Origin of the sequence: Lentibacillus cibarius, assembly GCF_005887555.1 — a bacterium.
Taxonomy (GTDB): Bacteria; Bacillota; Bacilli; order Bacillales; family Amphibacillaceae; genus Lentibacillus; species Lentibacillus cibarius.
The window spans coordinates 345,792-359,364 of the sequence record NZ_VCIA01000001.1 but is presented as its reverse complement, the minus strand read 5'-3'; the positions used below and the strand labels follow the sequence as shown (position 1 = coordinate 359,364).

General features: G+C 40.1%; 12 protein-coding genes, 3 tRNA genes and 1 pseudogene. 14 read left to right on the top strand and 2 right to left on the bottom strand.

Annotation, left to right across the window (positions count from 1 at the left end):
* Positions 1–73 precede the first annotated feature (73 nt).
* From FFL34_RS01860 to FFL34_RS01820, 9 genes and pseudogenes are all read left to right on the top strand, one after another.
* On the top strand, positions 74–700 hold the full coding sequence (locus FFL34_RS01860) for a helix-turn-helix transcriptional regulator (RefSeq protein WP_138600819.1): 627 nt from the start codon (positions 74–76) through the stop codon (positions 698–700).
* 19 nt (positions 701–719) lie between these two features.
* Entirely contained in the window at positions 720–1,520 is an 801-nt protein-coding gene (locus tag FFL34_RS01855) for a pyruvate, water dikinase regulatory protein (protein ID WP_138600817.1), read from the top strand.
* Positions 1,521–1,993: 473 nt separating this feature from the next.
* Positions 1,994–3,808: a DNA primase gene (gene dnaG / locus FFL34_RS01850; RefSeq protein ID WP_138600815.1), complete on the top strand. Its 1,815-nt coding sequence runs from the start codon at positions 1,994–1,996 to the stop codon at positions 3,806–3,808.
* 24 nt (positions 3,809–3,832) lie between these two features.
* On the top strand, positions 3,833–4,957 hold the full coding sequence (gene rpoD, locus FFL34_RS01845; RefSeq protein ID WP_138600813.1) for an RNA polymerase sigma factor RpoD: 1,125 nt from the start codon (positions 3,833–3,835) through the stop codon (positions 4,955–4,957).
* 225 nt (positions 4,958–5,182) lie between these two features.
* Complete coding sequence (gene cccA, locus FFL34_RS01840) at positions 5,183–5,575, top strand: cytochrome c550 (RefSeq protein WP_138600811.1); 393 nt, start codon at positions 5,183–5,185, stop codon at positions 5,573–5,575.
* A 100-nt stretch (positions 5,576–5,675) separates the two neighbouring features.
* Positions 5,676–6,374, top strand: coding sequence for a tRNA (adenine(22)-N(1))-methyltransferase (locus FFL34_RS01835; protein ID WP_138600809.1), 699 nt, complete (start codon positions 5,676–5,678; stop codon positions 6,372–6,374).
* A pseudogene (locus tag FFL34_RS01830) lies at positions 6,371–7,479 on the top strand (Nif3-like dinuclear metal center hexameric protein). The gene FFL34_RS01835 and the pseudogene FFL34_RS01830 overlap by 4 nt, the downstream one beginning before the upstream one ends.
* Positions 7,480–7,680: 201 nt before the next feature.
* Positions 7,681–8,994 (top strand): DEAD/DEAH box helicase, encoded by a 1,314-nt coding sequence (locus FFL34_RS01825; protein WP_138600807.1) that lies wholly within the window; start codon positions 7,681–7,683, stop codon positions 8,992–8,994.
* A 16-nt stretch (positions 8,995–9,010) separates the two neighbouring features.
* A complete protein-coding gene (locus FFL34_RS01820) occupies positions 9,011–9,904 on the top strand; it encodes a deoxyribonuclease IV (RefSeq protein WP_138600805.1) in 894 nt (297 codons plus the stop codon).
* Positions 9,905–9,957: 53 nt separating this feature from the next.
* On the opposite strand, the gene FFL34_RS01815 is transcribed toward FFL34_RS01820, so the two are convergent.
* A complete protein-coding gene (locus tag FFL34_RS01815) occupies positions 9,958–10,242 on the bottom strand; it encodes a DUF2624 domain-containing protein (protein WP_138600803.1) in 285 nt (94 codons plus the stop codon).
* Positions 10,243–10,400: 158 nt separating this feature from the next.
* On the opposite strand from FFL34_RS01815, the gene FFL34_RS01810 reads away from it, so the two are divergent.
* Positions 10,401–10,802, top strand: coding sequence for a hypothetical protein (locus tag FFL34_RS01810; RefSeq protein ID WP_138600801.1), 402 nt, complete (start codon positions 10,401–10,403; stop codon positions 10,800–10,802).
* Positions 10,803–10,818: 16 nt separating this feature from the next.
* Here FFL34_RS01810 and FFL34_RS01805 read toward each other — a convergent pair whose 3' ends face one another.
* Positions 10,819–11,151, bottom strand: coding sequence for a hypothetical protein (locus tag FFL34_RS01805; RefSeq protein WP_138600799.1), 333 nt, complete (start codon positions 11,149–11,151; stop codon positions 10,819–10,821).
* 232 nt (positions 11,152–11,383) lie between these two features.
* Between FFL34_RS01805 and FFL34_RS01800 the strand changes: the two genes are divergently transcribed.
* The 4 genes from FFL34_RS01800 (at position 11,384) to FFL34_RS01785 (ending at position 13,568) form a co-directional block, all read left to right on the top strand.
* Positions 11,384–13,009, top strand: a complete 1,626-nt coding sequence (locus tag FFL34_RS01800; protein ID WP_138600797.1) for a Na/Pi cotransporter family protein — start codon at positions 11,384–11,386, stop codon at positions 13,007–13,009.
* A 324-nt stretch (positions 13,010–13,333) separates the two neighbouring features.
* Positions 13,334–13,408, top strand: a tRNA-Asn gene (locus tag FFL34_RS01795).
* 3 nt (positions 13,409–13,411) lie between these two features.
* Positions 13,412–13,485: transfer RNA gene (locus FFL34_RS01790), tRNA-Met, on the top strand.
* Between the two features lie 7 nt (positions 13,486–13,492).
* Positions 13,493–13,568 (top strand) — tRNA-His (locus tag FFL34_RS01785).
* Positions 13,569–13,573 lie beyond the last annotated feature (5 nt).

Sequence of the window (13,573 nt, the reverse complement as noted above, 5' to 3'; positions counted from 1 at the left end):
TTCCTTTTTCACCTTGAATAGGCTATAATACTAGAAGGTAGTATGACACATTGAACGCACAGGTGGTGAAAAAGTGGAATTATCTAAGAGACAAGAACAAATTATTGATATTGTAAAAGAAAATGGTCCAATTACCGGTGAACATATAGCGGAACGATTGAATTTGACAAGGGCTACATTGCGACCTGATTTGTCCATATTGACCATGGCTGGTTTTCTTGACGCGCGACCGCGTGTGGGGTATTTTTACACCGGCAAAACGGGGACAGAGTTATTAACGGGGAAAATCAAGAAATTTAAAGTCCACGAGTACCAATCTGTCCCAATCGTGGTGAAAGAGGAAGCATCTGTTTATGATGCCATTTCCACTATGTTTCTTGAAGATGTGGGTACATTGTTTGTTGTCGACACACATTCCAATTTGACCGGTGTCCTGTCCCGAAAAGACTTGTTACGGGCAAGTATCGGGAATCAGGAATTGGATGCTATTCCGGTTCATATTATAATGACTAGAATGCCCAACATTACGGTCTGCCACAGAGATGATTTAATGATTGATGCCGCTAAAAAACTGATTGATAAGCAAATTGATGGCTTACCGGTGATCAAAGAAACAGATGCAGGAAATGAGATTGTTGGACGTATTACAAAAACAACGATAACAAAAGTTTTTGTCGAACTGATTATGGATGAGCATTAATGAAGGGAGGAGCATATCCATGGATGACATGCCACTTGTTTACGTTCTGTCGGATTCGGTCGGCGAAACAGCTGAACTCGTAATAAAAGCGGGTTTAAGCCAATTCAATAACGGGGAATATCGTATACAGCGAATACCTTATGTTGAAGATAAAAAAACAATTGATGATTCATTGGTACTCGCACTGGAAAACCAGGCACTCATTGGTTTTACAATTGTCGACCCGGAATTGCGTTCATACCTGAATGAACAGGCAACTGCCAAAGGTCTGGAAGCTATAGATATTATGGGTCCGATGTTGAGCTCAATGCAAGAGGTGTTCGGTAAAGAGCCGCATATGGAGCCGGGACTTGTCCATAAACTGGACGAAGATTACTTCAGACGTGTTGAAGCGATTGAGTTTGCGGTAAAGTACGATGATGGCAGAGACCCTCGTGGGATTGCCCGCGCTGATATTATATTGATAGGAGTATCTCGTACATCCAAGACTCCTTTATCCCAATATCTCGCGAGTAAACGGATCAAGGTTGCTAATGTTCCTATTGTTCCCGAAGTTGATCCGCCCGAGGAGCTGTTTGAAGTTGACCCGGCTAAATGTATTGGCTTAAGAATAAGTGCAGAAAAATTAAACGATATACGAAAAGAAAGACTCAAAGCTTTAGGCCTAGGTGATCAGGCCACATATGCAAACATGCAGCGAATCCATCAGGAACTTGAATATTTCAACAAAGTGGTTAATAAAATAGGATGTAAAGTCGTTGATGTTTCTTATAAGGCAGTAGAAGAGACGGCTAACACGATTATGCGATTAATGAAATAAGTCAATGTTGATGAAGACATTCTGCAATTGTGCAGGATGTTTTCTATGTTTATTATTTGCAGTACCTTTTTGGGGACGTGATGTAGAAAGCATGTGAGTTTGTCTAATAGGGTAAAGCCGATGAATTGAGTTTTTTTATGGTTTTTTTAATTATCTTGTATTATAATTAATTTTTGTGTAAAAAATGTATTTTAAGTGTGTACCAATTGATTAAGAAGAACGTCATATATTCAGAAAAGTAAAACATTGTGATTGAGGAAGGAAAAACGGTGTTAATGTAGAATACAGGTATGTAAGATGTCTGACTGACGTTTATCGAGGTGATTCAAGAGGTACAATAGTAAAGTGAGTAATAAGTCCTTCTATGTCAAGCAATTCTGGAAGGAAATTTTTTTCGACTTATTCAAAAACATTGTCGAAAGGTGAAGGATTTTCTTCATGTATATAGAATTAGAAAAGCAATGGTGGTCAATATGGTTGGTCAAGTAACTGAAGAGGTAATTGAACAGGTACGTACCGCAAATGATATTGTCGATATCATTGGGGAATATATGCAGTTAAAGAAGCAAGGGCGTAATTATTTTGGTCTTTGCCCATTTCATGGAGAGAAAACCCCTTCCTTTTCGGTGACGCAAGAGAAGCAAATATTTCATTGCTTTGGCTGTGGCAAAGGTGGAAATGTTGTTACATTTATTATGGAAATGGAAGGTTATACATTTCATGAAGCCTTACAGTTTCTTGCGGATAAGAGTGATATTGAACTGCCTGCGACGGCATCTCAGAAACATTCATCCATTTCTCCGGAAAATGAGCAAATACTTTCTGCGTCTGAATGGGTGGCGAAACTTTATCACCACTTGCTTCGCTATACAAAAGATGGAAAAAAGGGGTATCAATACTTTAAAAATCGAGGTATAGCGGATGAAACAATCGATATATTTCAACTAGGCTTTGCACCGGAAGCGAAAGATTTTACCGCTGCATTTCTTAATAAAAAAGGCTTCCATCAGCAAATACTTGTTAAATCCGGCCTTTTGTCACAACATGAGGATAACAGTGTGAGTGACAGATTCAGAGGAAGGGTCATTTTCCCAATCCGCAATCATCTAGGCAAGCCGATTGCGTTTGGTGGACGCGCACTAGCGGATCAGGAACCTAAGTATTTGAACAGTCCGGAAAATGAGCTATTCCGGAAGGGGCGGATTCTTTATAATTTTGACCTTGCCAAGAAATATATTCGCAAACAGAATGAGGCTGTATTATTTGAAGGATATATGGATGTTATTTCTGCATATCAGGCAGGAGTGAAAAATGGTGTTGCCACACTAGGAACATCCTTGACGGATACGCAAGCAAAGCTGCTGAAACGCTATGTTGATACGGTCACCATATGCTATGACGCAGATGAGGCAGGTAATGAAGCCACATATAAAGCTGCGGGGATACTGCAAAAAGCTGGATGTAACGTAAAAATTGCCAACCTAAGAGAAAACATGGACCCCGATAATTTTATTAATGAATTTGGTGGAAATGCTTTTCATAACGAGGTTATCAAATCAAGCCTAACATTTACAAGCTTTTACATGCGGTATCTCAAAAAAAACTATAATCTTACACTTGAAGGAGATCGCATAAACTATATAGAAAAAGTCCTGGAACATCTTGCAACGATTGATAGTTCCGTGGAAAGGGAATACTACTTAAAAGAGCTGAGCAGTAACTATGAAATTTCCATGGAGTCATTAACACAGCAAATTCAAGTGCATCGACAAAAGATGGATTCTGTCAGGGATAAGCAGGATAAGAACAGTTATACTAATAAGAGACCTGAATTCAGGCAGCAGAAAAAGTTATTGCCTGCGTTTCATAATGCAGAACGGAGATTACTTGCATATATGTTGCAAGACCCGTCCATTACTGATAAGGTGCAGGAGGAAATTGGTGCATCCTTTAATATTGAAGAGCATAAAATTATTGCTACACATTTATATGCTTTTTATGAAGAATACAATGAAGCAAATGTAAGTAAATTTGTTGAAATGTTAAAGGATGACCATTTAAAAAAGTTAGTAACGGAAATTGCAATGCTTTCTGAACATGATCAAATAACAAATCATGAAATCAATGATTATATACGGATGATTCGGGCAGAACACAATAATAAAGAAAACATTCAATCATTGAAAGAGGAACAAAAACTGGCCGAACAGCAAAACAATCCTATTAAAGCTGCTGAAATAGCTATGCGGATCATTGAACTTCAGAAGCAATGGAAGAATATAAATTGAATGTAGTTGGAAGGAGGGGGACTCATGGCCGAAAATAAGCCTTCACAAACAAAAGAAAATAGCAATAGTGAACTTACCCTTGATCAAGCAAAAGAGCAATTGGTTGAAATGGGTAAAAAGCGCGGTGTACTGGCTTATGAAGAAGTTGCAGATCGTCTGTCCAGCTTCACGATTGAATCTGAACAGATGGATGAATTTTATGAGTACCTGACAGATCAAGGTGTGGAAGTGATTGGCGATACAGAAGAAGACCCGAAAATGCAGGAAATTGCGAAAGAAGAGGAGTTCGATCTAAATGATTTGAGTGTACCTCTTGGCATTAAAATAAACGATCCTGTTCGCATGTACCTGAAAGAAATCGGTCGAGTGGATTTATTATCCGCTGCTGAAGAAATCGATCTTGCAACCCGGATCGAAAATGGTGAAGAAGAAGCTAAGCGACGTCTGGCAGAAGCGAATTTGCGTTTGGTTGTAAGTATTGCCAAGCGTTACGTCGGCCGTGGAATGTTATTTCTTGACCTGATCCAGGAAGGGAACATGGGCTTGATTAAAGCAGTGGAAAAATTTGATTATCGAAAAGGCTTCAAGTTCAGTACGTACGCAACATGGTGGATTCGTCAGGCGATTACAAGGGCAATAGCCGATCAGGCACGGACTATCCGTATACCGGTGCATATGGTGGAAACAATTAATAAGCTGATTCGTGTACAACGTCAACTACTGCAGGACTTTGGACGGGAACCCACCCCTGAAGAAATCGGCGAGGAAATGGAACTGCCTCCGGATAAGGTTAGGGAAATTTTAAAGATTGCACAGGAACCCGTTTCACTCGAAACCCCAATAGGTGAAGAGGACGATTCTCATCTTGGTGACTTTATTGAAGACCAGGAGGCTGTTTCGCCGTCCGACCATGCGTCATATGAACTGCTGAAAGAGCAGCTAGAGGATGTGCTTGATACACTGACAGATCGTGAGGAAAATGTATTGCGTCTGCGTTTCGGCCTTGATGATGGACGGACTAGAACATTGGAAGAAGTAGGCAAGGTGTTTGGAGTGACACGAGAACGCATTCGTCAGATTGAGGCAAAGGCCTTGCGTAAATTGCGCCATCCAAGCCGAAGCAAGCGGCTGAAGGATTTCTTGGAATAGTGTAGTTCAGTCATTGAGCACAGTTCTTTCGTGTGCAATGACTGTTTATACATATAATGTGTCTGAAAAATTTCTTAAGTTCAGTATACCATAAATAAGTCTGCCAATTCTAGGATATTGTTCAAAAAATGTCACATTTACCTCTTTAAAGATAAGTGTTTTTAGAGTAAAATTAAAATAGCTGTATAATTTTATAATCATTGGACTACATAAGGAGGAACTGCAATGAAAAAAAATCCAGTAATACCCTACGCTTTAATCGCTGGTATCGGAATACTATTAGTCATTATCGTATCGGTTGTAGGTTTGAATCAGCAGGAAGCCATTCAGGATGAACAAAACGGCGATCAAAAGCAAGAAGAAGAGCAAGACCAGTCCGGGGCTGGAGAAACTGCTGCTAACGGTGAAGAGATCTTTCAAAATAACTGTGCAAACTGCCATGGAAGTGACTTATCCGGTGGTATGGGTCCAGGCCTGACTACAGTCGGTAGTAAATATTCGGAAGAAGAGATAAGGGAGATCATTGCTAATGGTTTTCCTGATGCAGGAATGCAGCCGGGAATTATTGATGGCAAAGAGGCTGATGCAGTAGCCCAGTGGCTGTCTGAACAGAAATAAGAATTATGATGCCAGGCGTTTGAAAGAGTAAGCTTACTGATGTATGCAGCAGGCTTGCTCTTTTGTGCTTAAGGCATGCGATAGGTAGGAGAAGAGTGTTATGGACCGCAACATAAAACTTTCCGATCGGCTTAATAAAGTAGCTTCATTTATACCACATGGAACTTTTTTTGCCGATATTGGATCGGATCACGCATACCTTCCTTGCAGCATTTGTTTGCAAGATATTACCGCACAAGCGATTGTCGGTGAAGTAAACGAAGGACCGCTTCAGCGTGCGAGAGAAACTGTATCTAACAATCATTTAACAGACAGAATTGATGTGCGCCTAGGTGATGGACTTGATATTTTACAACCCGGTGAAGTAAGTGCGGTGGTGATTGCTGGTATGGGAGGTTCTTTGATTCAATCAATCCTCGAGAAAGGGAAACTTCGACTAAAAGGTGTCGGGCGAATCATTGCTCAGCCAAATAATGACGAACGGAATGTACGTAGCTGGTTTTCATCCCATGGCTATGTGATCACAAATGAAGTTATCCTTGAAGAGAATGGTTTCCTTTATGAAATAATTACGGGTGATAAACAAGTAGAAGGTCAAACGTTGAGCGAAAGGCAACAATTGTTCGGGCCTCGTCTTTTAGAACATAAGTCGAACCTGTTCCGCAAAAAATGGGAAAGGGAACTAATGAAGCGGCGTCGAATCATCGATCAGATGCAACGTGCGAAAGCGCCTGATGTATCTAAAATAGCTATATTTGAAAAAGAATCAAAGTGGATTAAGGAGGTACTGGAAGCATGACTGTCCGTAATGCAGATGTCTTTAAACGTATGGAAGCATGGGCACCAAAATATTTGGCGTATGATTGGGACAACGTCGGGATGCAAATTGGTTCATTTCAAAAGCCGGTGAACAAAGTGATGGTTTCACTGGATGTTCTGGAGTCCACAGTGGACGAGGCAATTGCTAATAATATTGATTTGATTATTGCTCACCATCCGTTGTTGTTCAAACCTTTAAAGCAGTTGAATATGGATTCCCCGAAAGGACGTATCATCCGGAAGCTCCTCGCTCACGATATTTCCGTTTATGCAGCACATACAAACCTTGATACTGCCCGTGGGGGGTGAACGATATGCTTTGTGACCGGCTGGGTATTAGTAACCGGGATATATTGATAGACAGTTATTCAGAGAAGGTAGTTAAAATAGCTGTATTCGTACCAAAAACGCATGCGGATCAAGTCAGGGATGCGATGAGTGAGCAAGGAGCAGGCCATATTGGGAATTACAGCCATTGTACATTCCAATCGGCGGGACACGGGACATTCAAGCCGCTCGAAGGTACTGATCCTCATATCGGTTCACAGGGCGAATTGGCATTTGTTGATGAGTATAAGGTGGAAACAATCATCCCAGAGAAAAGGCTGTCTTCTGTACTGGATGCTATGATTGCAGCACATCCATATGAGGAGGTAGCCTATGACATATATCCTGTGGAAAACAGTGGTGCTGTCTATGGTCTCGGTCGTATTGGTACAATCAATGAAAACTTGACATTATCGGAACTGTGTGAACGTGTTAAAAAAACGCTTAATATATCTCATGTAAGAGTGGTCGGTGATTTGTCTGCAACGGTAAACAAAATAGCCATTCTTGGTGGAAGTGGGGAAAAATATATCCATGAAGCTAAAAAACAAGGGGCAAATGTTTATATAACTGGTGACATGACTTTTCACGCGGCCCAGGATGCAATGGAGATGGGGCTTTCCGTAATTGACCCCGGTCATTACGCGGAAAAGGTAATGAAAGATTATACGAAAGCATATCTTGATGCTGCTTTTGGTAAAGACGGAGTGCAAGTAGAGATATCCCAATCTAATACTAATCCGTTCCAATTCGTATAACTAATTTACAACATAGGATTAACTGCTGAAACATAATTACCGTCCTATAAAGTGAAACTAAACCAATAAAGGTTTCGACGCAAAAGACGTCGTTTTATTATAGACCTGGCAGTTCTTCCACTTATTTTGTCGGTCTCACCTTGTAAGCTTGAAGTGGGGGTCTAACTGCCGGTGATATACGGGAAAAAGGAGTAAACCATCATGACAGAACATTTTAGTCCATTTCGTTTTCAACCTGTATTGACTGATATCATCAAAAGACTCAATTTCACTGAACCAACAGCCATTCAGCAACAAGTTATTCCAGCAGCACTCAATGGTACCAGTGTAATCGGCCAGTCTCAAACAGGTTCCGGAAAAACACATGCATACCTTTTACCGTTAATCAACCGCCTTGATCCTGGCAAACAGGAAGTGCAGTTTGTGATTACGGCTCCGACAAGGGAACTAGCAACGCAAATATATGATGAAGTAAAGAAAATAATTGACTATGCAGGCAAAAAAGGCATATGGAACGCTAAACTGCTGGTTGGAGGAACGGATAAACAAAGGATGATTGAAAAATTGAAGGAACCGCCACATATTGTTGTCGGTACCCCAGGTAGAATTTTGGATCTGGTGCAAGAGCAACGTTTATCCATCTTTTCAGCATCTGCCTTTGTCATTGATGAAGCTGACCTTATGCTGGAACTTGGTTTTATTCAAGACGTCGATCAGCTGCTTGTCCGGGCACACAAGGACATCCAATTACTAGCTTTTTCGGCAACGATCCCTCAGCAGCTCGAACATTTTTACCGTAAGTATTTAGAAAATCCTCTCCGTGTAAAAATCGATGACGCTTTAGCACCGGAAACATTGGAACATCGGATCGTTCCCTTGAAAAACCGCGACACATCAGATGTAATTACGATGATTTCCGAGATAGTGCAGCCGTATTTGGCAATTATTTTCACAAATGGGAAAGAGGAAGCCGATCAATTAGCTTTTTCCCTACAGCAAAAAGGGCTTAATACCGGACTGATTCACGGTGGACTGGCACCTAGAGAACGCAAACGGGTGCTTAAAGAAATACAGAATCTTCGTTATCAGTACGTAGTGGCGACCGATCTTGCTTCACGCGGGATTGATATAAAAGGGGTAAGTCATGTTATAAACGCACAATTACCGAAAGAAACGAACTTTTATTTACACCGTGCGGGACGGACCGCGCGTGCCGGTATGGAAGGAACAGTCATTAGTCTGTATAGGGATGAAGATGCGCGATTTATTGATAAACTAAAGCAAAAGGGGATCGCGGTTACTTTTTGGGATATAAAAAATGGCGAGTGGAAACAAATGAAATTCCGTGATGAGCGCAAAAAGGACAAGACGGCTAATCAGAACGACGATTACATGGCATGGAAACAGGTGAAAAAGCGGAAAAAGGTGAAACCAGGATATAAGAAAAAAATGAAACAGCAACAGGAAAAAATAAAAAGACAGATGAAGAAACAATCAAATAATAAACGGAAATAAGACTTGGGGTGAGGATATGTTAAAAATCGGATCACACGTATCCATGAGTGGAAAGAAAATGCTGCAAGGCTCAAGTGAGCAGGCGGTTTCATACGGTTCTAACGTGTTCATGATTTATACCGGTGCACCGCAGAACACAAGAAGGAAACCGATTGAGGAATTAAACATTGAGGCTGGAAGACAGCATATGAAAGAAAATGGAATCACGGATGTTGTCGTTCACGCACCGTATATCATTAACATAGGTAATACGGTCAAGAATGAAACATTTGCATTAGGCGTAGATTTTTTACGGAATGAGATTGACCGCACATCAGCTATAGGTGCCGAACAGATTGTCCTTCATCCCGGTGCACATGTCGGACAAGGAACCGAAAAAGGTATACCGAAAATTATTGAAGGATTAAATGAAGTACTTGATAAAAATCAGGAAGTTCAGATAGCGCTGGAAACAATGGCTGGCAAGGGATCTGAAATTGGCCGTACATTTGACGAACTCGCCAAAATTATTGATGGCGTAACACAAAACGAGAAACTTTCCATTTGCCTTGATACATGTCATATCCATGATGCGGGATATGATGTTGTTAACGATTTTGATGGTGTTCTTGAGGAGTTTGACCGGATTATTGGAGTGGACCGTCTTAAAGTGATTCATGTCAATGATAGTAAGAACGAGCAAGGTGCACATAAAGACCGACATGAAAATATAGGGTTTGGTCACATTGGGTATAAGGCATTACTCCATGTTATCAATCATCCGCAGTTGGAGAAACTGCCTAAAATACTTGAAACGCCGTTTGTAGGTGAGGATAAGAAAAGTAAAAAACCGCCATACAAATTTGAAATTGACATGATTCGTAATGGCACATTTGATCCGGATTTAAAAGAAAAAATAATTAGCCAATAAAAATGCAGGAATAGCAGGAATAACGATGTTACGTTATCCCTGCCTATTTAAACCTAATTAAATAAATATTCCAGGCCGTAAGCTTTAATCGTTTCCTGAAATAACAGCTGTGCTTTATTTGCTGTATCCCTGTCTGTTATCCGTGCAAGTTCCCGGAACATTTTTGACCGATCGTCTGAGCTGAACGGATCGATGGAATGCGATTGTAAATAAGTAGTAATGGCATTTGCCTGTTTACGCGTAATGGAAAAATTATATTCATGTGCATAGTAAAGCAGCTCATCCGATGATAGCTGCTTTAATTTGTTGGTTACTAATTGTTTTATGAACGCTGACATATCATCTGCTCCCTATAAAATGTTCTGCTTTACTATATGCAATTGTTCTAAAAAATTTACAAGTTTGGCGATTTATTTTACAGCAAGTACCAGTATGATATGCTGCAACTATCCATAAACTATACCTGCACCTCATCAAGGAAAGAGGGGTCTTACCGATGGATGAAAAAAATCGCCGAATAACAAGTTCTGAAAACGGTCCAAAAATTGAAGAACGTCCGGATACTGAAGATATGGTGGCAACAAATTTTAATGGTAATGAACCGGATATTGAAACGGTTCAAAGTGAACGGGATGAAGAGTTTGCTGCAGAAATGACTGCCGATGATATGGATATATCGGATACGGATGATGATGCTGATGCAACCAGTATTTTTGGCTGGATAGGTATTGCATCATCCATCATTTCCTATTTTCTAATGCCAATTATCCTTGGTGGTGCAGGGATTATTCTTGGCTTTATCTCTAGAAACAGAGGTGCTGAAACACTAGGTAATACCGCGATTATTGCCGGTGCCATTTCAATTCTTATCCGTTTATTTGTCTTGCCTTATGTGTAAACGATAAGGAGCTGATTTATTCAGCTCCTTTTTTATACACCGGGAAATAATAAGACTCACCAGGTTGAATTTTAATGGGATCAGCCTTTGGGTTTAGTGTTTTAAAATCAGCCATAATTTCTGAGATATCGAGTTTATTTCCGAGGTGGTCATTTATTTCTTCAACAACAGATAATATGGTGTCTCCTTTATCTACCTTCATGCTAATTCCAGTAAGCTTTTCTTCCTCCATCTTGTTTCCGATGTTCTGGTTCATCGATGTGTTGTCGGGTATTATTCCTATTGTTAAGTCTTTATAAATGCTTACACAAAATAATATAATAAAAATGTATAGTCCAAATCGCTTCATCGTAACTCATCCCTTTATAAAACAATGCCTTTGTATGATATTTATTGGTTATTCAATTTTTTATTACTTATTGTAAATTAAAGGATAAATCGATTTAAAAAAGTCCTTGTAAGAAAAAGTCGAATGTAAACTTATTGTTAAATTTTCGCTGATGTCCTTTACAAAATGTGTCGAATACATTAATAATAGGGAAGGTATGTGACAACTTTCAACACGAAAGGGTGGCGTTTTTTTGGATATTGATGTACAAAAACTGCTGTTCGAATTTATTGGCGGACTGGGAATCTTCCTGCTTGGTATAAAATATATGGGGGAAGGACTGCAGAAGTCTGCCGGTGATCGGCTGCGGGAAATACTTGACAAAACGACTAGTAATCCTTTTTTTGGCGTATTGGCGGGAATTATTGTAACTATTCTTATCCAAAGTAGTTCTGGCACGACGGTTTTGACTGTTGGACTTGTTAACGCAGGTTTTATGACACTTCGGCAAGCCATAGGTGTTATTATGGGTGCCAATGTCGGCACAACAGTAACTGCCTTCATTATCGGAATTGACCTGGGTGAATACGCACTACCCATATTAGCTATTGGTAGCTTTTTGTTATTTTTCTTTAAAAGCCAGAAAGTCAACAATATTGGACAAGCTATCTTCGGGTTTGGAGCTCTGTTCTTTGGATTGAAGTTGATGAGTAGTGGGATGGCACCATTAAGAAGTCTTGAAGCGTTTCAGGAGCTTACGCTGAAAATGAGTGAGCATTCAGTGTTGGGTGTTGTCATCGGTACATTGTTCACATTCATTGTTCAAAGTTCCAGTGCTACAATCGGTATTCTACAAGGATTATTTTCTGAAGGGGCAATTGAATTGAAAGCTGCATTACCCGTATTATTCGGTGATAATATTGGTACGACTATTACGGCGGTTCTTGCGTCAATTGGGGCAAGTGTTGCGGCTAAAAGAGCAGCTTATGTTCATGTGATATTCAATTTAGCGGGCACCACTGTTATTCTGTTACTATTAGGCTTTTTTACAAATTATGTTGATTTATTGCAATCATCATTAGAATTGAATCCAGAGATGACTATTGCATTTGCACACGGCAGTTTTAACCTTTTAAATCTCATTATTCAATTTCCTTTTATTGGGGCATTGGCATGGGCGGTTACAAAAATCATACCTGGGGACGACACTATTGTGGAGTATAAACCAAAACATTTGGATCCGATATTCATCCAACAATCAGCTACATTGGCACTGGATCAGGCTAAAGCAGAAATCATACGTATGGGTGAATATTCATATAAAGGTCTAGAAGAAACTAATTTATATTTAACAACCAGAAACCAGAAACATTCGGAAATGAGTATGCAAATTGAAGGCGCACTAAATAATCTAGACCGTCGAATAACGGATTATTTAGTTGAACTTTCCGGGGAATCTATGTCTGAACTCGATAGCGCCAAACATACGCTTCTGATGGATTCTGTTCGTGATATCGAGCGTATTGGTGACCATTTTGAAAATATTATTGAATTGATCGATTACAAAATATCTAATAAAGTTAATTTGACCGAGCAGGCACAGGAAGACCTTAACAATATGTTTGATTTGACCATTATGACTGTTAAGCAGTCAGTTGAGGTATTGGATGAACATGATCGCGAAAAGGCGCTGGCTGTCGTACAAAAGGAAAATCAGATAGATAAAATGGAACGCGAATTCCGGAAAAAACATATTATTCGTATGAATGAAGGATTGTGCACTGGATCGGCAGGGATTGTCTTTGTGGACATCATCAGTAACCTGGAACGTATTGGTGACCACGCGGTAAACATTTCAGAAGCAGTTCTTTATGAGTAAATAACCTCGCTCAACTTGATGGTATGGATGTAAATATCGGTACTGTGGATATACAGCTGCCGATATTTTTCATCCCATATATGAGCGGTAAAAAGCTTCACTATTGAAGTTTTTAGTATGTTTTTCACATGAATATAATTCTACTATTGAAATTGAGTGTTGAACATGCTATAGTAATGAATGTTGCTTGTTTACTTTTTCGTATTTACCACGACAATAAAATTTTATTAATAAACTTATTGACATATTTTGTCGGACATGGTAAATTATATTTCGTCGCTAATAAAAGTAAAATGAAAATCATCATGTAAGATATTATTTCATTCCACAGTAGCTCAGTGGTAGAGCTATCGGCTGTTAACCGATCGGTCGCAGGTTCGAATCCTGCCTGTGGAGCCATATGGCGGTGTAGCTCAGCTGGCGAGAGCGTACGGTTCATACCCGTGAGGTCGTGGGTTCGAATCCCTCCACCGCTACTTTATGGCGGCCGTGGCGAAGTGGTTAACGCACCGGATTGTGGCTCCGGCACTCGTGGGTTCGATCCCCACCGGTCGCCCCATAAAT